The sequence below is a fragment of the Bacillus cereus G9842 genome, from assembly GCF_000021305.1.
Taxonomy (GTDB): domain Bacteria; phylum Bacillota; class Bacilli; order Bacillales; family Bacillaceae_G; genus Bacillus_A; species Bacillus_A thuringiensis_S.
Window position 1 is genome coordinate 1,324,472 of sequence record NC_011772.1, and the last position, 20,466, is coordinate 1,344,937.

Below are 20,466 nucleotides of genomic sequence, written 5' to 3' on the forward strand. Positions count from 1 at the left end.
TAAGGTGTGAAAAAATTACATATTATTTGTTATTAAGGAGGCACTACTTGTGGCTGATTGGTTAATTGGTTTAATCATGGGTGCTGTTGAAGGGTTAACAGAGTTTCTACCAGTATCATCAACAGGACATATGATTTTAACAGGACATTTAATTGGATTTGAAGATGAGAGAGCGAAAGTTTTCGAAGTTGTTATCCAATTGGGATCGATTTTAGCAGTTGTTGTTATATTCTGGAAGCGTCTATGGTCGTTAGTTGGAATAGGAAAAGTAACAGACGGACCATCGTTAAATTTATTACATATTATTATCGGGATGATTCCTGCCGGGGTACTTGGCGTATTATTCCATAGCACTATTAAAGAGGTTTTATTTGGTCCAGGACCAGTTGTTATTAGCTTAGTAGCCGGTGGTATTTTAATGATTGTTGCTGAGAAGTTTTCAAAACCAAGTACAGCAAGAACGTTAGATGAAATCACATATAAACAGGCATTTACAATTGGAATGTTCCAATGTTTAGCTCTTTGGCCAGGGTTTTCTCGTTCTGGTTCTACAATCAGTGGTGGTTTATTAGCTCGCGTGTCGCATACAGCGGCAGCTGAATATACGTTCATTTTAGCGGTACCGATGATGGTAGCTGCAAGTGGGTTAGATTTAATTAAAAGCTGGGATGTATTAAGCTCAGCAGATATAACGCTATTTGTAACAGGATTTGTAACTGCATTCGTTGTTGCGATGCTTGCAATTGTTTCATTCTTGAAATTATTATCTCGTGTAAAACTAACACCGTTCGCTTACTATCGTTTCATTTTAGCTGCGGTATTCTATTTCTTCATTATGTAATAAAAAAAACTGCCGAGCTCGGCAGTTTTTTTATTTTACTATTTTTTCCACCATATTTTCCATTACATGCTCCCAAAGAGAAGTATCATCAGCTAATGTAGCACGGAAATTAGCATACATTTCTTTTTGTTTTTCTTCGAATGTTGGATCTTCTTTTTCAGGTAATGTAGCGCGCATTGAAGTTACTAATTCTTGTACTTTTGGAGCGCGTGGTCCAAAGACGGCTTGTTCATTTCCATCTTTATCAATGAAAATAAAGATTGGAATCGCACGTGCTGTTCCATTTGTTAAATATTGATCCATTAATTCTAAGTTTTCATCGCGAATTAATAAACTCATATCAATATTTGCAACTTCAGAAATTCGTTTCATAACAGGTACGCATAAAAGAGCATCGCCACACCAATCAGCAGTTAATACGATAACACGCCAGCCGTCATTTTGACGTTCTTCTAATACAGGAAGTAATTCATTTGGAATTAAAAAGTTATTGTAAATGTGTAGTAGCTCGTATTGGTTTACTTGCATTTCATTCACATATGTATCAAAGGACATACCTTTATCAGCCCATTGTTGTAAGTTCATAATTAACACCTCTTTAGTAAGATTTGCTTTCATTGTACCAATTTTTATATAGAAAAGCTTGTATTCTTACTCTTTCTCGTCACTTAATAATTTATTTAAGAGGAAAAAGAATAGTACGACACATAATTCAGCTGTGTTGGACATTTGTACGCTTTCTATCCAATTATCAGCAGTATGAATGACGAACCAATCTAGTGTAATTTCAATGAACGAGAAAAGAGTAATAGAAATCCAATTTGGCATGTTTTGTGTCAGTGGATATAGCAGCGCTTTGAAGAAACTGAAGATGAAAAATGTAATACTGTCTAAGAAAGTGATTAATAAAAAAAGAGAAGTAACGCAGTACGTGAACTATACTCTATACCTGTAATTTGAAAGATTCCTACATATACAAAAAATATAAATGCAAAAACGATAATGAGAAAAAGAGCAATAATACTAGTGATAATCGTTTTATCTTTTAGGCTGAGATTTGAGAATTTCTCCTCCTCATGCATTAAAATACCCCCTTTTTCTGGAAGTTAACTTCATTTTATCATGAAATACCTATTAAAAAACTACGAATTATGGGAAAATAAGGTGACAAAAAGTAAGATTTCATGTAAAATTATTAATAAGGTTTTTATTTAACTAAATGAAATAAAAGGAGCTGTCAAAGTTGTCTCAAAATCGAGAGCAATTAATGGAAGAACTATCGACAAATGTGTTTGCTATGTTTCGCACATTGCGTAATGATATCGGAAAAATATTCGGTGGTTACATACCGTGGAATGAATTCATCGTCCTGAGAATATTAAATCGTACGAATAAAGAAATGGTATCGCGTGTAGCAAATGAATTAAATGTGTCGAATAGTCATATTACAGCTGTTACAGAAAAATTAATTAATAAAGGTTTTGTAACTCGTTCACGTTCTACATCGGATCGCCGAGTTGTGTATTTAGAGATTACAGAACAAGGGAAAGATTTAGTTGCGAAAATGGAAGATGCGAAAAAACAATATTTACAAGAAAGATTCTCTGCACTTTCAGAAGATGAAATGAGTGTAATGATTTCGATTTCCAAAAAACTTATTTAAGTGATTATAAACAAGAAAACGCTTACGTGATGAAAAAGAAGATCTTCCTTATATATGGAAGGTCTTCTTTCGTGTGTAGTAGATGTTAAAAAATAAAATGTGTATGAAAAAAGATAGAGCGCCATACTACTAATACAAGGAAGGGAGGGAGAAATATGACGAATCGTAACGGTAGTAAAGGGAGCGGTAATCAAGGATCACCAAAGTCCGGCCAGTTTAATCAGGAATTTAGCACTGAATTTGAAACTGGTAATGATAATAAAGGGAAAGAATATCGTTCGAAAAAAGGAAGTAAATCAAAAAAGGAGTGAATATATTCACTCCTTTTTTGATTTAAGATGCTGCCGATTGATCAGTATTATATTTTTCTTCTGATTTTGCGACAATCATTGCACAAATTGCATCACCAGAAATGTTTACAGCTGTTCTTGACATATCTAGAATACGGTCAATACCAATAATTAAAGCGATACCTTCTACTGGTAGATTTACTTGATTTAAAACCATTGTAAGCATTACAAGTCCAACACCTGGTACACCAGCAGTACCAATACTAGCTAGTACAGCAGTTAATACGACCATAGCTAATTGCGGTAATGTAAGTTCAACTCCGTATACTTGAGCGATAAATACAGTTGCTACCCCTTGCATAATAGCGGTACCATCCATATTAATCGTTGCACCGAGTGGTTGTACAAATGAGCTGATTGCTTTTGGAACTCCAAGCTTCTCTTGTGCGGTTTTCATTGCAAATGGAAGAGATGCATTAGAGCTAGATGTGCTAAATCCAATTGCCATTACCGGTCCGAAATGCTTAAAGAACCGGACGATACTTTCTTTTGCTAATACCTTTAATAGGCCGCCATATACAAAGACCCCGTGAATAATGAGTACTAACATAACGACAATCATATACTTGAACATCGCAGCGACGCCTGCAAGACCCATTTTACCAACGGATGAAGCGAGCAAACCGAATGTTCCAATTGGGGCTAATTTCATAACGAGATTAACAAGATACATCATTAATTCGTTGCCCTGTTCAAGTAATGAATGGATACCTTGAACTCGTTTTCCTAAAATAGCTATACCGAGTCCAATCAATACGGCAAAGGCAATGATTTGTAACATGTTTCCGTCAGCCATTGCTTTTGCTGGGTTATCTGGTACGATATTTAGCAATGTTTCGACGAAAGATGTTTCAGTTTTTGCACCTTCATACTTAAGACCTTCTGTTTTAAAATTACCGCCAGCTCCTGGTTTTATAATAAGTGCAAATGTAACCGCTATAGAGATGGCAACCGCAGTTGTTACGAGAAAGAATGAAATTGATTTTAAACCGATTCTTCCAAGTTGTTTCGGATCTCCAAGGCCGGCAGCACCAAGTACGATAGAAATGAATACAACAGGAACAACTAGCATTTTAATAAGGCGAATAAACAATTGACCAATTGGGTTGAACACATATTGATTTAGTGGCTCAAAGATAGATGGAGCGGCTAAATTTAGAGTGAGTCCAACAACTAGACCTAGAAATAATGCGATTAAGATTGCTTTTGTTTGTTTCAATAAAATCCCCCCTTTTGTTTGTGCGAAAGTTCTTTCTAAAGTAATTATACCGAAAAAATACCTAATTTAACAATATTTTCTGAATTTTTTGTTTTTATTTAAGTGTAGATAGACTGATTTTGTGTTTGGAAAATAAAATAGACCATCACATAGGATGGTCTAGGGAAGGGGACAATTTATGTCAATTTAATTAGGGATGGAAGCTGCTTTAAGACACTGGGGAATGTCTTAAAAATTAGGGAGGAACAACTTCGATACATATACTATAAAAGGTAGGTGTGACTCTCATGTGAACATAGGGTGAAAGAGAGAGGGAGTTTTAAAGAAAAGATAGAAAGACAAAAAAATAAGACCATCATTTATAAGATGGTCAAGGAAGGGGACAATTTATGTCAATTTAATTAGGGATGGAAGTTGTTCAAAGACACTGGGGAATGTCTTAAAAATTAGGGAGGAACAACTTCGATATATATACTATAAAAGGTAGGTGTGACTCTCATGTGAACATAGGGTGAAAGAGAGAGGGAGTTTTAAAGAAAAGATAGAAAGACAAAAAAATAAGACCATCATTTATAAGATGGTCAAGGAAGGGGACAATTTATGTCAATTTAATTAGGGATGGAAGCTATTCAAAGACACTGGGGAATGTCTTAAAAATTAGGGAGGAACAGCTTCGATACATATACTATAAAAGGTGGATGTGACCTCTGTGTGAACATAGAGTGAAAGAGAGAGGGAGTTTTAAAGAAAAGATAGAAAGACAAAAAAATAAGACCATCATTTATAAGATGGTCAAGGAAGGGGACAATTTATGTCAATTTAATTAGGGATGGAAGCTATTCAAAGACACTGGGGAATGTCTTAAAAATTAGGGAGGAACAGCTTCGATACATATACTATAAAAGGTGGATGTGACCTCTATGTGAACATAGAGTGAAAGATATGGGGATTTGAAAAATAGTACATATGAAATTGTTATTGCTAGCAATATTGAGCTAGGATATATAGTTTTCCAGCATAAAACAAAAAGGAATCTGAATATAAATAAAAGTTGTAATCTATGAAAAAAAGGATTATGCTCAACTATATTATAAGAATATAAGGTTTGTCCCAATTGTTTAAGGGCTTTTTAAAAGCTTTTTATTTATGAGGGGAAAGCTTCACTTTAATAAGGGAGTTAGTGATATGGAAGTAACAAAAAAACAAGGGCTGTATAATCGTCTTATACGATTAAACCCACCACAAATATTAGCATTAGGTTTTTTCTGCTTAATTGTGGTTGGCGGTTTGTTATTAAAGTTACCATTCGCAACGAAAGCACATATTAGTTGGGTAGATGCTTTCTTTACAGCAACGTCAGCAGCGACCGTAACTGGTTTGGGAGTAGTGGATACAGCAAGTACATTTACGATGTTTGGCGAAATTGTTATTATGTTTTTAATTCAAACAGGTGGTCTAGGTCTTATGACAATTGCCATTTTAATTGTTTGGGTATTAGGCAAAAAAATCGGATTACGCCATCGTTTATTAATTGGAGAAGCATTTAATCAAACAAATATAGGTGGTCTTGTAAAATTAGTAAAGCGTGTCTTTATATTTTCGATTTGTATTGAGCTTATTGGGGTCATCTTTTTATCGTTTCGCTTTATTCCAGAGTTTGGTTTTGGAAAAGGTTTATACTATAGTATTTTTCATGTAATTGCATCTTATAATAATGCAGGATTTGCTTTATGGCCAGATAATTTAACAAGATATGTAGGGGATCCCATTATTAATATTGGGATTTGCTCTTTAATTGTAATAGGTGGACTCGGTTTTACCGTATTAATTGATATATGGTATAGTCGCAGTTTTCGAAAATTATCACTTCACTCAAAAATAATGATTATTGGAACAGTAGTGTTAAATGTTATAGCAATGATTGTAATTTTTGTATTGGAATATAATAATGTGAAGACGTTAGGGAATTTATCTTTAAATGAAAAACTATGGGCTTCCTTCTTTCAAGGTATTACCCCGCGGACAGCTGGATTTAATACGATTGACTATGGAGGTATGGAAGAATCATCTATATTATTTACGATGATTTTAATGTTTATTGGTGCAGGAAGTGTATCAACAGGTGGAGGAATTAAATTAACAACGTTTGTTATCTTAATTACATCTGTCCTTTCTTTCTTTAGAAAAAAGGAAGAAATTGTTTTATTTCAGCGTACAATTAAAATGTCGACAGTAACGAGGGCCTTAGCGATTGCTGTTGCTAGTCAAATACTTATTTTTACAGCGGTATTTATATTAATGCTTACAGAAAACTTCAGCTTTATTCAATTATTATTTGAGACAATATCAGCGTTTGGCACAGTCGGATTAACGATGGGAATTACTGCAAAGCTATCGGCATTCGGAAAATGTATTATTATGTTTGTTATGTTTTGCGGATTAATTGGACCGTTAACACTTGTGTTTTCTTTAGCGCGACCAGCAAAACAAAAAATAAAATATCCATCGGAAGATGTGTTTACAGGATAAGGTATCCCGCGTTAAGCGAGATACCTTTTTCTTTTTTAGAACAGGGAGAACAATAAACCAATAAGTGCTACTCGGAATAAAATTGCGATAAGTGCAGCAATCCCACCGACAACTGCAGCGATACCGCCAGTTACAGTAGCTCCGCGATTATAAGCGTAAATACCGAGTAAAACAGAAACAAGACCAAATAGTGTTGGGAATGTAAATAGCGATAAGATAGATAGCGCAAGAGCGATAAAACCAGCAGTTGATCCAGCGGCGGATGATTTTACAACATCTTTATCGTCTTTATCATCGTAATCATAATCAATGCGTTGTGGTGCAACCTCAGCGGCGTACTCTTCTTTATAGTCACTATAATCACTATCTATTCTATCTCTTCTTTTATAATCATCAAATTTCTCAGTCAAAGTCATGACTCCTTTCATAACAAGGTTCAATAGTAGTATGTATCTCTTTTTCTTTTTTATCCTGCTATTTGTGGGAGTCGAGCTACGTACACATCCTACTGATTAAAGTTTCACTATACCGGAGCATGTACAGGGAGTAGTATCTTTTAAAAGGAGGAAAATGTTTTCTTGAAATAGGAAAAGTTAGTATGACTTCCTCTATTTTGGAAAGTATAAAAAGGAATAAAGAGGAAAGGGTGCAATACATAATGGAACATCCAATTGAAAATTTAATGAAAACGGCAATGACAAATTTAAAAGAGATGGTAGATGTAAATACAATTGTTGGGAGCCCGGTCTCAACAGCTGACGGAAATGTAGTATTAACAGTATCTCAGGTGGCTTTTGGTTTTGGAGCTGGTGGAAGTGATTTTAAAGGGGATTTCATTACTGAAAAACATAACGGTGGGCAAAATCAGCATAAAGAGAAAAAGCAAGGGCATCCATTTGGAGGAGGAAGCGGGGCTGGGGTTTCTATTAGCCCAGTTGCTTTTTTAGTAGTCGGTTCTAACGGTGTGCAAGTATTACACCTCAATAGTAGTACACATTTAATTGAAAAGGCTTTAAATACGGTACCAAGCACTGTAGATAAATTTGTAAATGGTCGCCAAAAGTGAACTTGCATTTTTTAGGAATTATGATATATTAGAAAAAGTGCGCTTTAGGATGATCGGAATAATTGAACTGTAAATATATATGATGTGTGGAATAAGGGAGAGGAATTTATGATTAATATCAAAAACTTAGTAGTTGGTTTATGTATGTTAGTAAGCGGTTTTGTTGTATATGTAATAAAAGAAAAAGCTCCATTCTAAAACAGACAAACCGTTACTGTCTGTTTTTAATTTACAAAAAATGTTGACAAGTTATTTTATTGATGTTAAAATTTTAATTCGTGTCTCGGTTACAGCTAGTATAAAGTAAATAAATCTTATAAATGTAATACGAAAAGTTTGCGAAAGATCGGGTAGTCTTACCAACAACTTTTGTGAACAAACCCTATAAATTATAAGTGTAAGCTTTATAGGTATACTAGTGAATCAAGGAGCGGTCAGTGGAACCGTAATGATGAGAGAGAGGTAGGGCTTTCATCCAGTATATGTTACTTTCCCGTTAGGTGAATATAAAAAAGAGGACTCCTTTTCAAAAGGAGTCCTCTTTCTTTTTTTAAGTGCGAATTTCAACTTGTTGACAAATTTCATCCGTTGTTAAACCGTGAGCTGTAATGACTGATCCTTTAATTGATGCATCTGCAATGCCCATCACATTAGAATCTTGCCCAGTTACAATGCAACAATCACACCCTTGTGCATCCTGTTCTGAGTTAAGTGTAACAACTTCATGACCTTGTTGCTGAAGAGCTTGTTGAACGTCTGTTAATGAGTTTTCAACGCCAATTCTAGCCATAATTCTCACCTCCTACCATCTAATTGCTAGTATGCTCAAGTTCACTGCATATATTTATGAAAAGACGGTAGGAAGTAAATCTTTGTTTAGTCGTTATATACGCCAGTAAGCATTTGACTAACGAATTGATCGTTTAATGTATCTTGTGCAGAAGAAGTATTTGAATGGATGTCGATTGAAGCAATAAAATGATTATGTTCTTGCGTGTTTGGTTCTACCTCTACGTAATTATCGAATTTACAAAAACCTTTCGTGTCCATTAGATCAAATAATTGCAACATTTCTACTACCTCTTGTCTCGTTCCTTTAATTTGTACACATGCCATATTTATTTCCTCCTTCATTTTGACAAATTGTTTTTTAAAAATAGGATTATGATTACGAAATGAAAAATATGAATGTTATTTTTAGACAGCGCTATTTTTGTTATTTTCCCCCTTTTTCAGCAAAAGTCGTTATATATTCCCGGATTTATAAAATCGGACGTCCGTTTATTGAATACAATAGATTCGTATTAATTGATGAAAATCCTTCTTTTAAACAAATATTTTTTTAGTGAAAATTGGCGAAAAAAATTTTCGGACTTTTTGTAAACGTTAACAATGTTGTTAAATCAATATAATTGAAGATGTACGTACGATTAAAAATTATAAATTTTCTAAAAATTTACTTGATTTATTTAAAAAGGAGAGTAAACTAGGAAACAATAAAAAATTCATAGAACATAGGAGGCACTTCCAGTGAATGAGCAATGGATTTTCTTAAATGGAGAATTTGTTCCGAAAGATGAAGCAAAAGTTTCGGTATATGATCATGGCTATTTATATGGCGATGGAGTATTTGAAGGAATTAGAGTTTATAGCGGTAATGTTTTCCGTTTGAGAGAGCATCTTGTCCGGTTGTATGAATCAGCAAAATCAATCCTTTTAGAAATTCCATATTCATTAGATGAAGTAACGAATATTGTTGTTGAGACGATTCGACAAAATAAATTATCTAATGGATACATTCGCCTTGTTGTATCAAGAGGAGCAGGAAATCTTGGATTGGATCCCGATTCATGTAAGAAGCCGAATGTAGTAGTAATTGCAGAACAATTATCTTTATTCCCACAAGAATATTATGAGAAAGGGATTCCAGTTGTAACAGTTGCAACGCGCCGAAATCGTCCCGATGTTTTATCCCCTCAAGTAAAATCTTTAAATTACTTAAACAATATTTTAGTTCGTATTGAAGCGAAATTAGCTGGAGTACAAGAAGCACTTATGTTAAATGATCAAGGATATGTAGCTGAAGGATCAGGAGATAACGTGTTTATTGTTAAAGGAAATAAATTAATTACACCACCAAGTTCTGCTGGAGCGTTAGAAGGTATTACACGAAACGCCATTTTAGAAATCGGCGAAAAACTTGGATATGACGTAAGAGAAGAGTTATTTACAAGACATGATGTATATGTAGCTGATGAAGTGTTTTTAACAGGAACAGCTGCTGAAGTTATTGCTGTTACGACAGTAGATGGTAGAACGATTGGTTTAGGGCAAACGGGTCCACATACGAATCGTTTATTGGAAGAATTCCGAAAGTTAGTTATAGAAGATGGAGAGAAAATTTACGAAGAAAATAAAGTTGGATAACAACTTTTTATAACATAAGAAAGCGTTGAGAGGGAGGAGTAGTTGATTGTGAAGCCTCACAGAGAGTCGGTGGTTGCTGAAAACCGATGGTTCACGTCGACGAACATCGCCCTTGAGTGCTAAGCTGAAGCATTTGTCTAGGCTTAGACGGTAGCTCCGTTATTAGCTAGATCCATTTATGGGTCACTGAGGCAAGAGTATTCTTGCAAAGAAGGGTGGTACCGCGAAATCTTTCGTCCCTTCAGCACATAGCTGGAGTGTGGACGTAGGATTTTTTTTATTGATAAAGGTTTTCAAAAAGGGGGCTTATAAGAACAATGTCTTCAAAAACGGAAGAGAAACTGGCAACTGGTGCACAGCTATTGTTAGAAGCGCTAGAAAAGGAAGGAGTAGAAGTGATTTTCGGTTATCCTGGTGGTGCTGTTTTACCTCTCTATGATGCACTGTATGATTGTGAAATTCCTCATATTTTAACAAGGCATGAGCAAGGAGCAATTCACGCTGCTGAAGGGTATGCCAGAATTACTGGTAATCCAGGGGTTGTCATTGCAACGAGTGGTCCAGGTGCTACAAATGTGATTACTGGTCTAGCAGATGCGATGATTGATTCATTACCACTTGTTGTATTTACAGGGCAAGTAGCAACAACGTTAATTGGAAGTGATGCTTTCCAAGAAGCGGATATTATGGGGCTTACAATGCCGGTGACAAAACATAACTATCAAGTGCGAAAGGCTTCAGATTTACCTCGAATTATTAAAGAAGCATTTCATATTGCTAAAACAGGAAGACCAGGCCCAGTCGTGATCGATCTTCCGAAAGATATGGTAGTAGAGCAAGGAGAACGATGTAATGATGTGCAAATGGATTTACCAGGATACAACCCAAATTATGAACCGAATTTACTCCAAATAAACAAATTATTACAAGCAATTAGTGCTGCAAACAAGCCGTTAATTTTAGCTGGAGCAGGTGTATTGCATGCGAAAGCATCAAAAGAGTTAACAAGTTTTGCGCGTAAATATGAAATTCCTGTTGTGCATACATTACTTGGTCTTGGTGGCTTTCCGCCAGATGATGAACTTTTTCTAGGGATGGGGGGAATGCATGGTTCTTACACAGCCAATATGGCGTTATATGAATGCGACTTACTCATTAATGTAGGCGCGAGATTTGATGATCGGCTTACTGGAAATTTAGCTTATTTTGCTAAAGGAGCGACTGTCGCGCATATCGATATCGATCCAGCAGAAATCGGAAAAAATGTGCCGACTGAAATTCCTATTGTTGCAAGTGCTAAGCGGGCATTGGAAGTATTACTTCAACCAGAAGGAAGGAAAGGAAATCATCATGAATGGATCTCTTTATTAAAGAGTAGAAAAGAACAGTATCCATTCTCTTATAAACGAAACTCTGAAAGTATTAAACCTCAATACGCAATTGATATGCTATATGAAATCACGAAAGGAGAAGCGATTGTAACAACAGACGTTGGGCAACATCAAATGTGGGCAGCGCAATATTATCCGCTGAAAAATCCAGATAAATGGGTAACTTCTGGCGGATTGGGAACGATGGGATTCGGATTTCCAGCAGCAATTGGTGCGCAAATCGCAAAGCCTGAAGAACTAGTCATTGCAATTGTTGGTGACGCTGGGTTTCAAATGACTCTACAAGAATTAAGTGTATTAAAAGAACATTCTTTACCTGTTAAAGTATTTATTTTAAATAATGAAGCTTTAGGAATGGTAAGGCAATGGCAAGACGAATTTTATAATCAAAGATATTCACATTCCTTATTGTCGTGTCAACCAGATTTCGTCGCTCTTGCGAATGCGTATGGTATAAAAGCTGTTCGTATTGATGATCCACTTCTTGCAAAGAAGCAGTTGAAGCATGCGATTGAATTAAAAGAACCAGTCTTAATTGATTGCCGTGTACTTCAATCTGAGAAAGTTATGCCGATGGTTGCGCCCGGGAAAGGCGTTCACCAAATGGAAGGAGTGGAAAAAAGGTGAAGAGAATTGTTACAGCGACAGTTCGAAATCAAAGTGGTGTGTTAAACCGAATTACAGGGGTTATGACACGAAGACATTTTAATATTGAAAGTATTTCAGTAGGTCATACGGAATCATCAGATATATCGCGAATGACGATAGTTGTGCATGTGGAAAGTGAACAGCAAGTTGAGCAGTTAATTAAACAACTTCATAAGCAAATCGATGTTCTGAAAGTATCAGATATTACAGAAGAAGCGATGATTGCTAGAGAGCTTGCTCTTATTAAAGTAGCAACTTCTGTAGCAAGGGCGGAATTATATAGTTTAATTGAACCGTTTCGAGCCGCTGTAATAGATGTTGGGAAGGATTCCATAGTTGTGCAAGTAACAGGTACGCAAGATAAAGTGGAAGCGTTAATTGAATTACTTAGACCATACGGTTTGAAAGAAATTGCGAGAACAGGTGTAACAGCATTTACACGTAGTATGAAAAAACAAGATAAGCAAGTTATGTTAATTCAATAATCATTTAAATATAGGGGGAAATGAAAATGGCAAAAGTTTATTATGAGAAAGATGTAACAGTAAATGTATTAAAGGAAAAGAAAGTAGCAATCATCGGATATGGCTCGCAAGGTCATGCGCATGCGCAAAATTTACGTGATAACGGATTTGATGTAGTAGTAGGTTTAAGAAAAGGTAAGTCTTGGGATAAAGCGAATGAAGATGGATTTTCTGTATATACAGTAGCAGAAGCAGCGGAAAAAGCTGATGTAGTAATGATTCTACTGCCTGATGAATTACAACCAGAAGTATATAAAGCTGAAATTGAACCAAATTTACAAGCCGGAAATTCTCTCGTGTTCGCACATGGATTTAATGTTCACTTTGATCAAGTAAAACCACCAGCTAATGTAGATGTATTTCTAGTAGCGCCAAAAGGACCGGGGCATCTCGTACGCCGTACGTTCGCCGAGGGCGGGGCTGTTCCTGCACTATTTGCCGTATATCAAGATGCAACAGGAGTTGCGACTGAAAAAGCACTTTCTTATGCTGACGGAATTGGAGCAACGAGAGCTGGTGTATTAGAAACGACGTTTAAAGAAGAAACAGAAACAGATTTATTTGGAGAGCAAGCTGTACTCTGCGGCGGAGTGACTGCACTTGTAAAAGCAGGGTTTGAAACGTTAGTTGATGCGGGATACCAGCCTGAACTTGCATATTTTGAATGTTTACATGAACTGAAGCTAATCGTTGACCTTATGTATGAAGGTGGACTTGAAAATATGAGATATTCAGTTTCAGATACAGCGCAGTGGGGAGACTTCGTATCAGGACCACGCGTTGTTACTGAAGATACGAAGAAAGCGATGGGGGCAGTATTAGCAGAAATTCAAGATGGTACATTTGCAAGAGGCTGGATTGCAGAGCATAAAGCAGGAAGACCAAATTTCCACGCGACAAATGAGAAAGAGAATGAACATGAAATTGAAGTAGTTGGACGTAAATTACGTGAAATGATGCCTTTCGTACAGCCGCGAGTAAAGGTAGGGATTAAATAATATGAAGCAGATTTTGTTCATGGATACAACGCTTCGTGATGGCGAACAATCACCAGGAGTAAATTTAAATGAACAAGAGAAATTACAAATTGCTAGGCAATTAGAGAGGCTTGGTATTCATGTAATGGAAGCTGGATTCGCGGCAGCTTCCGAAGGTGACTTCCAATCAGTAAAACGCATCGCGAATACAATTCAAAATGCTACGGTTATGAGTTTAGCTAGAGCGAAAGAAAGTGACATTCGAAGAGCATATGAAGCAGTGAAAGGTGCTGTATCTCCTCGTCTACACGTATTTCTAGCTACGAGTGATATTCATATGAAATATAAACTTTGTATGTCAAAAGAAGACGTGTTAAATAGTATTCATCGTTCGGTTACGCTTGGAAAATCATTATTTCCGACAGTACAATTTTCTGCAGAAGATGCGACAAGAACATCGAGAGCATTTTTAGCTGAAGCAGTAGAAACTGCGATTCGCGCAGGAGCGAATGTAATTAATATTCCGGATACAGTTGGATATACGAATCCAGAAGAATATTATTCTCTTTTCAAATACTTACAAGAATCCGTTCCATCGTATGAAAAAGCGATTTTTTCTTGTCACTGTCACGATGATCTTGGTATGGCAGTAGCAAATTCGTTAGCTGCGGTTGAAGGCGGAGCATTGCAAGTAGAAGGAACGATTAATGGCATTGGAGAAAGAGCAGGGAATGCAGCGTTAGAAGAAGTTGCGGTTGCTCTTCATATTAGAAAAGATTTTTATAAAGCAGAACCTTCTATGACTTTAAAAGAGATTAAGGCGACGAGTACATTAGTAAGCAGGTTAACGGGTATGGTTGTACCGAAAAATAAAGCAATCGTTGGAGCGAATGCATTTGCTCATGAATCAGGCATCCACCAAGATGGGGTTCTAAAAGAAGTAACAACTTATGAAATTATCGAACCAGCGCTTATAGGAGAATCTCAAAATCTCTTTGTACTTGGGAAACATTCTGGCCGTCATGCGTTTACGGAAAAAATGAAAGAGCTTGGTTATGAATTTACAAATGAAGAGCGAGATGCGGTATTCGAAGCGTTTAAAAAATTGGCTGATCGTAAAAAGGAAATTACTGAGGAAGATTTACGCGCACTTATGCTTGGTGAAGCAGCATTTGCAGCCCAGCAATATAACATTACGCAATTACAAGTGCATTTCGTATCAAATAGTACACAATGCGCAACAGTTGTGCTGAAGGATGAGGAAGGAAATGTATATGAAGATGCAGCCACTGGTTCTGGTAGTATTGAAGCGATATACAATGCGATTCAAAGAATTTTAGGACTAGAATGTGAATTGGCAGATTATCGCATACAATCTATTACACAAGGTCAAGATGCACTTGCTCACGTTCATGTTGAATTAAAAGAAGGTAGTCACCAAATATCAGGTTTCGGAGTTGCGCAAGACGTATTGGAAGCGTCGGCGAGAGCTTATGTCCATGCAGCAGGGAAATTAAAATCTCTTATAGCGCTTGTGAAATAAATATTTGATAGGTGAGAGAAGTTTTCCTCACCTATCAAATTAAAGTTCTGAAAATTCAGTTAAAAGGAGTGTTAAAAATGGAAAAACGTATCGTTTGTTTAGCTGGTGATGGTGTCGGTCCAGAAGTTATGGAAAGTGCGAAGGAAGTATTGCATATGGTAGAAAGGCTATATGGACATCATTTTCATTTGCAAGATGAGTACTTTGGTGGTGTTGCTATCGATTTAACTGGGCAACCATTACCACAGCGAACACTTGCCGCCTGTTTAGCGAGTGATGCGGTTTTACTTGGAGCAGTAGGTGGACCAAGGTGGGATAGTGCGAAAGAAAGGCCTGAGAAAGGATTATTAGCATTAAGAAAAGGACTCGGTGTATTTGCGAATGTTCGCCCTGTAACGGTAGAAAGTGCAACTGCACATTTATCACCATTAAAAAATGTGGATGAAATTGATTTCGTTGTCGTTCGTGAATTAACAGGCGGAATTTATTTTTCTTATCCGAAAGAGCGAACGGAAGAAGTGGCGACAGATACACTTACGTATCATCGCCATGAAATTGAACGTATCGTTTCGTATGCTTTTCAATTAGCGAATAAGCGGAAGAAAAAAGTAACATCTATTGATAAAGCGAATGTTTTAGAGTCTAGTAAACTATGGAGAACTGTGACAGAAGAAGTAGCACTTCGCTACCCAAATGTGGAAGTAGAACACATTTTAGTAGATGCAGCGGCTATGGAATTAATTCGAAATCCAGGAAGATTTGACGTTATTGTAACGGAAAATTTATTTGGTGATATTTTAAGTGATGAGGCTTCAGTATTAGCTGGATCATTAGGAATGCTTCCATCAGCAAGTCACGCTGAAAAGGGGCCTTCATTATACGAGCCTATTCACGGATCAGCGCCGGATATTGCGGGGAAAAATAAGGCGAATCCAATTGCGATGATGCGTTCTGTTGCAATGATGCTTGGGCAATCGTTCGGATTAACGAGGGAAGGATATGCAATTGAAGAAGCAGTTTCTGCAGTCCTTAAATCAGGAAAATGTACAGCAGATATCGGGGGGACTGAAACGACAATTTCATTTACAAAGGCAGTTATTCAAGAAATGGAAGAGCAAGCGTTAGTAGGGAGAGGAAAATAATGGGGAAAAGGTTACTAGATAAGCTTTGGGAAAGACATGTAGTTGCGACTAATGAAAATGGATTGGATTTATTATATATCGATCTACATCTTGTTCATGAAGTAACGTCACCGCAAGCCTTTGAAGGCTTGCGGCTTACAAATCGAAGAGTCCGCAGACCAGATTTAACATTTGCAACGATGGATCATAATATTCCAACGAAAGATGTTTGGAATATTACCGATCGTATTGCGAAGCAGCAACTAGATACACTTCGGGAAAATTGTAAACAATTTCAGGTGCCATTAGCGGATATCGGAGATGAAGAGCAAGGGATCGTTCATGTTATAGGACCAGAACTTGGACTCACACAGCCAGGAAAAACGATTGTTTGTGGTGATAGTCATACAGCAACACACGGTGCTTTTGGTGCACTAGCGTTTGGTATTGGTACGAGTGAAGTGGAACATGTATTGGCAACGCAAACGTTATGGCAACGAAAGCCGAAAGCGATGGGCATTGAGTTAAAAGGAAAGTTACCGCAAGGTGTTTATGCGAAAGATATTATTTTACATCTCCTTTCAAAGTACGGAGTAGCAGTTGGAACAGGTTACGTAATGGAGTTTTACGGAGAGACCATTCATGCTATGGATATGGAAGAGAGGATGACGCTTTGCAATATGGCAATTGAAGGGGGAGCAAAGGCTGGTATTATTGCACCAGATGAAAAAACGGTTGCTTACGTAAAAGGGCGTAAATATGCGCCGAAAGACTATGAATCTATTAAGAAAAAATGGTCAGAACTTTATACAGATTTAGATGCAGTTTATGATTTACATATTTCAGTAGATGTTACGGATTTAGCGCCGTACGTTACGTGGGGAACAAATCCTAGTATGGGTGTTCGGATTGATGAGAAATTGCCAGAAAAGTATGATGCAAATGACGAAAGAGCGTTTTCTTATATGGGATTGAGTCCCGGACAAAGTACGTATGACATTCCAGTTCAACATGTTTTCATTGGATCTTGTACAAATTCTAGGCTTTCTGACTTAGAAATTGCTGCATCTGTCGTGAAAGGTAAGAAAGTAAAAGAAGGTGTGCGAGCACTTGTTGTACCCGGATCTCAAAGGGTAAGAGAAGCAGCGATGCATAAAGGATTACATCGCATATTTGAAGAAGCTGGATTTGAATGGAGAGAGCCCGGATGCTCAATGTGTCTAGGTATGAATCCAGATCAAGTGCCTGAAGGAGAACATTGTGCCTCTACGTCAAATCGCAATTTTGAAGGAAGACAAGGAAAGGGAGCACGAACGCATTTAGTTAGCCCGGCAATGGCGGCTGCGGCTGCGTTATATGGTCATTTTGTTGATATTAGAAAGGAGAGTTATGATGGAGCCATTTCGTATTCATAAAGGTACTGCCGCAGTACTGATGAATGATAACATTGATACAGATCAAATTATTCCGAAGCAATATTTAAAGAGAATTGAAAGAACTGGGTTTGGGAAGTTTTTATTTGATGAGTGGCGATATGATAATAATCGCCAAGAAAACCCTAATTTTCCTCTTAATGCACAAGAAAGAAAAGGAGCCAGCATATTAATTACAGGTGATAATTTTGGATGTGGCTCGTCAAGAGAACATGCTCCATGGGCGCTTGCTGATTATGGTTTCCGCGTTATTATCGCTGGAGGATTTGCCGATATCTTTTATATGAATTGTATGAAGAATGGCATGTTACCGATTGTAATGGATAAAGATATGCGTGAACAACTTGCTAAAACAGATGCGAGGGAACAAATCACAGTTGATTTAGAAAATGAAGTAATTACAACGAATACGCATAGATTCCATTTTACAATCGAGAAAATGTGGAAAGAGAAGTTATTAAATGGTTTAGATGAAATTAGTATTACAATGCAATATGAACAAGAAATAAAAGAGTATGAAAGAAAAGTGGCTTTATATTAAAAAAGTGACGGAATATTAAAAATGTATTTACATTCAAAATTAACTGTTATATACTATGTGAAAATCAGAGGAGAAAGGGAGTAAGTATTATGAATATCGTGCGATCTATTACAATGCTTACACAACTACATCATCATACATGAAACCCTTGAACCTAGCGTGAAAACGTGTAGGTACAAGGGGTATTCCCGTTGTACCTACACTCTATTGAAGAGCCTTGTAGGTATTTTGTCTACAAGGCTCTTTTTATTTTCGGCTTAGGTGAATGAAATCGGCATACATTAGAAGGGGAAAGGTGTGAAAATTTAGATGACAAAATGGAAGCGGGCAAACCCGAATGGAACGAGAGATTATTTATTCGAAGAATGTACATTAATTGAAGAAGTGGAGCAAAAATTAAGGCTTACTTTTTTAGAGAGAGGTTATGAGGAAATAAGAACACCTACAATTGAATTTTATGATGTTTTTGCATTTCAAAATAGACCGATAGATGAAGAGAAGATGTATAAATTTTTTGATGAAAAGGGAAGGATTATCGTTTTACGTCCAGATATGACAATTCCTTTAGCGAGAGTTATTGGAACACAGAGATGGGATACGCCACTTAAAGTGACGTATAGCGGGAATGTATTTCGAGCAAATGAATCCCATTCTGGAAAATATAATGAAATCGTACAAAGTGGTATTGAAGTTATCGGGATTGATAATGTAAGAGCTGAAATTGAATGCGTAATAAGTGTCATTCAAGCACTTCAAAAGTTGAATGTGCAATCTTTTACAATTGAGATTGGGCAAGTACAGTTATATAAATGTATTGTAAAAAAGCTCTCCATCCATGATGAAGAAGAAAGGGTACTTAGAACGTATATAGAAAGTAAAAATTATGCTGCCCTCTCAAATTTCATCGGAGAAAAGAAATTAGATCGATGCGATGAGACAGTAAGATTACTTGAGAAATTACCGAGGCTATTTGGAAATTTAGAAGTTATTGAGGAAGCAGAAAAGCTTGCTTCAAGTAATGAAATGAAAATGGCAATTGCAAGAGTAAAAGAAATGTATGAAACAATGGAAACGTTAGGATATGGTTCTTACATATCAATTGATTTAGGCATGATTCAACACTTAGATTACTATACGGGTGTTATTTTCAAAGGATATATATATGAAATTGGAGAAGAAATCGTTAGTGGCGGAAGATATGATGAGCTAATTGGGAATTTTGGAGAAACGCTGCCGGCTGTTGGACTCGCGGTGCAAGTAAATCAAATTGTGAAGGCGCTACAAGAGCAGCAAGAACCATATGAACGAAATCAAATTGATATTGTGATTCATTATGAGTTAAATAGATTAGCAGAAGCAGAAAGGTTACGAAATTTACTTCGAAAGGACGGGAAAAATGCCTGGTTATCTCTATTCTCTAATTTAAGCGATACCTTTCAATTTGCAAGAAAAAATAAAATAGGAACGGTCGTTGAGGCAAAGAATGAATACTTAGTGGAATATGTGTGGAATGAGAAATGGGTAGTCCAGAAAGAAGGAGAGACTTCATGCGTAACATTCAAATTGCGTTAACGAAAGGAAGATTAGAAAAACATGTAATTCCACTCTTTGAGCAGATTGGAATTGATTGTTCGGAACTCAAAAATAAAGGTCGGAAGCTTGTATTTCAAAGTAAAAATACAAATGTTTCATTTATTTTAGTAAAAGCGGTTGATGTTGCTACTTATGTAGAACATGGGGTAGCTGATATTGGGATCGTTGGAAAAGATATTTTAATGGAAAACGAGAAAGATATTTATGAAATGCTGGATTTAGGAGTAGGGATTTGTAAGTTTTGTGTTGCTTCTATTCCTACGTATAATCCGAAAAGTTACCGGAAGAAAAGAATTGCTACGAAATACCCACATATTACTTCTACTTATTTTCATGATAAGGGAGAGGACGTAGAAATTATTAAAATAGAAGGTTCTGTAGAAATCGCTCCTCTTCTTGGATTGGCAGATGCAATTGTAGATATTGTTGAAACAGGAAAAACATTACAAGAGAATGGACTTATTGTATTTGAGGAAATGCACTCTATATCGGCTCGGATGATTGTAAATAAGGCGGCCTTAAAAACTAAAAAAGACGAAATATTCAGTATTGTAAATATGATGGAGCAAGAAATCTTATCAGGGAAATAGGAGGACTTAA

Annotated in this window: 21 protein-coding genes, 1 pseudogene and 1 other annotated feature; of the genes and pseudogenes, 16 read left to right on the forward strand and 6 right to left on the reverse strand. The window is 36.6% G+C overall.

The annotated features are described in order from the left end of the window. Positions 1-49 precede the first annotated feature (49 nt). Positions 50-841 carry a bacitracin resistance undecaprenyl-diphosphatase gene (gene uppP / locus BCG9842_RS06665; protein ID WP_000796263.1) on the forward strand — a complete coding sequence of 264 codons (792 nt, stop codon included), beginning with the start codon at positions 50-52 and terminating at the stop codon, positions 839-841. A gap of 30 nt (positions 842-871) precedes the next feature. Here uppP and BCG9842_RS06670 read toward each other — a convergent pair whose 3' ends face one another. Together BCG9842_RS06670 and BCG9842_RS06675 are read right to left on the reverse strand one after the other, a co-directional pair. Then, on the reverse strand, positions 872-1,459 hold the full coding sequence (locus BCG9842_RS06670) for a thioredoxin family protein (protein ID WP_003260458.1): 588 nt from the start codon (positions 1,457-1,459) through the stop codon (positions 872-874). 33 nt (positions 1,460-1,492) lie between these two features. Beyond that, a pseudogene (locus BCG9842_RS06675) lies at positions 1,493-1,923 on the reverse strand (regulatory YrvL family protein). Between the two features lie 161 nt (positions 1,924-2,084). Between BCG9842_RS06675 and BCG9842_RS06680 the strand changes: the two are divergent. Both BCG9842_RS06680 and BCG9842_RS06685 read left to right on the forward strand, forming a co-directional pair. Then, the gene (locus BCG9842_RS06680) at positions 2,085-2,504 is read left to right on the forward strand and encodes a MarR family winged helix-turn-helix transcriptional regulator (RefSeq protein WP_000081433.1); all 420 of its coding nucleotides are present in this window, start codon (positions 2,085-2,087) and stop codon (positions 2,502-2,504) included. 155 nt (positions 2,505-2,659) lie between these two features. After that, a complete protein-coding gene (locus BCG9842_RS06685; RefSeq protein ID WP_000184928.1) occupies positions 2,660-2,815 on the forward strand; it encodes a hypothetical protein in 156 nt (51 codons plus the stop codon). Positions 2,816-2,837: 22 nt separating this feature from the next. Here BCG9842_RS06685 and BCG9842_RS06690 read toward each other — a convergent pair whose 3' ends face one another. Further along, on the reverse strand, positions 2,838-4,073 hold the full coding sequence (locus tag BCG9842_RS06690) for a dicarboxylate/amino acid:cation symporter (protein WP_000814811.1): 1,236 nt from the start codon (positions 4,071-4,073) through the stop codon (positions 2,838-2,840). 1,185 nt (positions 4,074-5,258) lie between these two features. Between BCG9842_RS06690 and BCG9842_RS06695 the strand changes: the two genes are divergently transcribed. Beyond that, positions 5,259-6,602 (forward strand): TrkH family potassium uptake protein, encoded by a 1,344-nt coding sequence (locus BCG9842_RS06695; protein WP_000454114.1) that lies wholly within the window; start codon positions 5,259-5,261, stop codon positions 6,600-6,602. Between the two features lie 35 nt (positions 6,603-6,637). On the opposite strand, the gene BCG9842_RS06700 is transcribed toward BCG9842_RS06695, so the two are convergent. Then, the gene (locus tag BCG9842_RS06700; RefSeq protein WP_000136546.1) at positions 6,638-7,012 is read right to left on the reverse strand and encodes a hypothetical protein; all 375 of its coding nucleotides are present in this window, start codon (positions 7,010-7,012) and stop codon (positions 6,638-6,640) included. A 188-nt stretch (positions 7,013-7,200) separates the two neighbouring features. Here BCG9842_RS06700 and ytfJ point away from each other — a divergent pair, with 188 nt between their 5' ends. Together ytfJ and BCG9842_RS06710 are read left to right on the forward strand one after the other, a co-directional pair. Further along, positions 7,201-7,668, forward strand: coding sequence for a GerW family sporulation protein (gene ytfJ, locus BCG9842_RS06705; RefSeq protein WP_000204240.1), 468 nt, complete (start codon positions 7,201-7,203; stop codon positions 7,666-7,668). 108 nt (positions 7,669-7,776) lie between these two features. After that, positions 7,777-7,866 carry a hypothetical protein gene (locus BCG9842_RS06710; RefSeq protein ID WP_000608225.1) on the forward strand — a complete coding sequence of 30 codons (90 nt, stop codon included), beginning with the start codon at positions 7,777-7,779 and terminating at the stop codon, positions 7,864-7,866. Positions 7,867-8,218: 352 nt separating this feature from the next. Here the strand turns inward: BCG9842_RS06710 and BCG9842_RS06715 are convergent, their stop codons facing one another. After that, a complete protein-coding gene (locus tag BCG9842_RS06715; RefSeq protein WP_000101016.1) occupies positions 8,219-8,458 on the reverse strand; it encodes a YkuS family protein in 240 nt (79 codons plus the stop codon). A gap of 86 nt (positions 8,459-8,544) precedes the next feature. Next, entirely contained in the window at positions 8,545-8,784 is a 240-nt protein-coding gene (locus BCG9842_RS06720; RefSeq protein WP_000752514.1) for a DUF3911 family protein, read from the reverse strand. 414 nt (positions 8,785-9,198) lie between these two features. On the opposite strand from BCG9842_RS06720, the gene ilvE reads away from it, so the two are divergent. The 10 genes from ilvE (at position 9,199) to hisG (ending at position 20,456) form a co-directional block, all read left to right on the forward strand. Continuing rightward, positions 9,199-10,095, forward strand: coding sequence for a branched-chain-amino-acid transaminase (gene ilvE / locus BCG9842_RS06725; RefSeq protein WP_001005485.1), 897 nt, complete (start codon positions 9,199-9,201; stop codon positions 10,093-10,095). A gap of 16 nt (positions 10,096-10,111) precedes the next feature. Next, positions 10,112-10,339: a binding site (T-box leader), on the forward strand. 73 nt (positions 10,340-10,412) lie between these two features. Next, positions 10,413-12,113, forward strand: coding sequence for an acetolactate synthase large subunit (ilvB, locus tag BCG9842_RS06730; protein WP_000095839.1), 1,701 nt, complete (start codon positions 10,413-10,415; stop codon positions 12,111-12,113). Beyond that, entirely contained in the window at positions 12,110-12,619 is a 510-nt protein-coding gene (gene ilvN / locus BCG9842_RS06735) for an acetolactate synthase small subunit (RefSeq protein WP_000822952.1), read from the forward strand. Before ilvB ends, ilvN begins: the two co-directional genes overlap by 4 nt. A gap of 26 nt (positions 12,620-12,645) precedes the next feature. Continuing rightward, a complete protein-coding gene (gene ilvC / locus BCG9842_RS06740; RefSeq protein WP_001151745.1) occupies positions 12,646-13,656 on the forward strand; it encodes a ketol-acid reductoisomerase in 1,011 nt (336 codons plus the stop codon). Between the two features lies 1 nt (position 13,657). Next, on the forward strand, positions 13,658-15,178 hold the full coding sequence (leuA, locus tag BCG9842_RS06745; protein WP_000809594.1) for a 2-isopropylmalate synthase: 1,521 nt from the start codon (positions 13,658-13,660) through the stop codon (positions 15,176-15,178). Between the two features lie 77 nt (positions 15,179-15,255). After that, a complete protein-coding gene (gene leuB / locus BCG9842_RS06750) occupies positions 15,256-16,320 on the forward strand; it encodes a 3-isopropylmalate dehydrogenase (RefSeq protein ID WP_000415389.1) in 1,065 nt (354 codons plus the stop codon). After that, positions 16,320-17,714, forward strand: coding sequence for a 3-isopropylmalate dehydratase large subunit (gene leuC, locus BCG9842_RS06755; RefSeq protein ID WP_000518094.1), 1,395 nt, complete (start codon positions 16,320-16,322; stop codon positions 17,712-17,714). The genes leuB and leuC overlap by 1 nt, the downstream gene beginning before the upstream one ends. After that, the gene (leuD, locus tag BCG9842_RS06760; RefSeq protein WP_000433191.1) at positions 17,692-18,273 is read left to right on the forward strand and encodes a 3-isopropylmalate dehydratase small subunit; all 582 of its coding nucleotides are present in this window, start codon (positions 17,692-17,694) and stop codon (positions 18,271-18,273) included. Before leuC ends, leuD begins: the two co-directional genes overlap by 23 nt. A 309-nt stretch (positions 18,274-18,582) precedes the next feature. Further along, entirely contained in the window at positions 18,583-19,845 is a 1,263-nt protein-coding gene (locus tag BCG9842_RS06765; RefSeq protein WP_000170302.1) for an ATP phosphoribosyltransferase regulatory subunit, read from the forward strand. Then, on the forward strand, positions 19,821-20,456 hold the full coding sequence (gene hisG, locus BCG9842_RS06770) for an ATP phosphoribosyltransferase (protein ID WP_001244492.1): 636 nt from the start codon (positions 19,821-19,823) through the stop codon (positions 20,454-20,456). Before BCG9842_RS06765 ends, hisG begins: the two co-directional genes overlap by 25 nt. The last annotated feature ends 10 nt before the right edge of the window (positions 20,457-20,466 follow it).

What these genes read in the sequence shown, in the direction of transcription:
- leuD (WP_000433191.1), top strand. Translation starts at nt 17,692, where the DNA reads ATGGAGCCATTTCGTATTCATAAAGGTACTGCCGCAGTACTGATGAAT.
- BCG9842_RS06765 (WP_000170302.1), top strand. Translation starts at nt 18,583, where the DNA reads ATGACAAAATGGAAGCGGGCAAACCCGAATGGAACGAGAGATTATTTA.
- leuC (WP_000518094.1), top strand. Translation starts at nt 16,320, where the DNA reads ATGGGGAAAAGGTTACTAGATAAGCTTTGGGAAAGACATGTAGTTGCG.
- BCG9842_RS06710 (WP_000608225.1), top strand. Translation starts at nt 7,777, where the DNA reads ATGATTAATATCAAAAACTTAGTAGTTGGTTTATGTATGTTAGTAAGC.
- ilvB (WP_000095839.1), top strand. Translation starts at nt 10,413, where the DNA reads ATGTCTTCAAAAACGGAAGAGAAACTGGCAACTGGTGCACAGCTATTG.
- BCG9842_RS06670 (WP_003260458.1), bottom strand. Translation starts at nt 1,459, where the DNA reads ATGAAAGCAAATCTTACTAAAGAGGTGTTAATTATGAACTTACAACAA.
- ilvC (WP_001151745.1), top strand. Translation starts at nt 12,646, where the DNA reads ATGGCAAAAGTTTATTATGAGAAAGATGTAACAGTAAATGTATTAAAG.
- BCG9842_RS06715 (WP_000101016.1), bottom strand. Translation starts at nt 8,458, where the DNA reads ATGGCTAGAATTGGCGTTGAAAACTCATTAACAGACGTTCAACAAGCT.
- leuB (WP_000415389.1), top strand. Translation starts at nt 15,256, where the DNA reads ATGGAAAAACGTATCGTTTGTTTAGCTGGTGATGGTGTCGGTCCAGAA.
- hisG (WP_001244492.1), top strand. Translation starts at nt 19,821, where the DNA reads ATGCGTAACATTCAAATTGCGTTAACGAAAGGAAGATTAGAAAAACAT.
- ytfJ (WP_000204240.1), top strand. Translation starts at nt 7,201, where the DNA reads ATGACTTCCTCTATTTTGGAAAGTATAAAAAGGAATAAAGAGGAAAGG.
- leuA (WP_000809594.1), top strand. Translation starts at nt 13,658, where the DNA reads ATGAAGCAGATTTTGTTCATGGATACAACGCTTCGTGATGGCGAACAA.
- BCG9842_RS06720 (WP_000752514.1), bottom strand. Translation starts at nt 8,784, where the DNA reads ATGGCATGTGTACAAATTAAAGGAACGAGACAAGAGGTAGTAGAAATG.
- BCG9842_RS06695 (WP_000454114.1), top strand. Translation starts at nt 5,259, where the DNA reads ATGGAAGTAACAAAAAAACAAGGGCTGTATAATCGTCTTATACGATTA.
- BCG9842_RS06685 (WP_000184928.1), top strand. Translation starts at nt 2,660, where the DNA reads ATGACGAATCGTAACGGTAGTAAAGGGAGCGGTAATCAAGGATCACCA.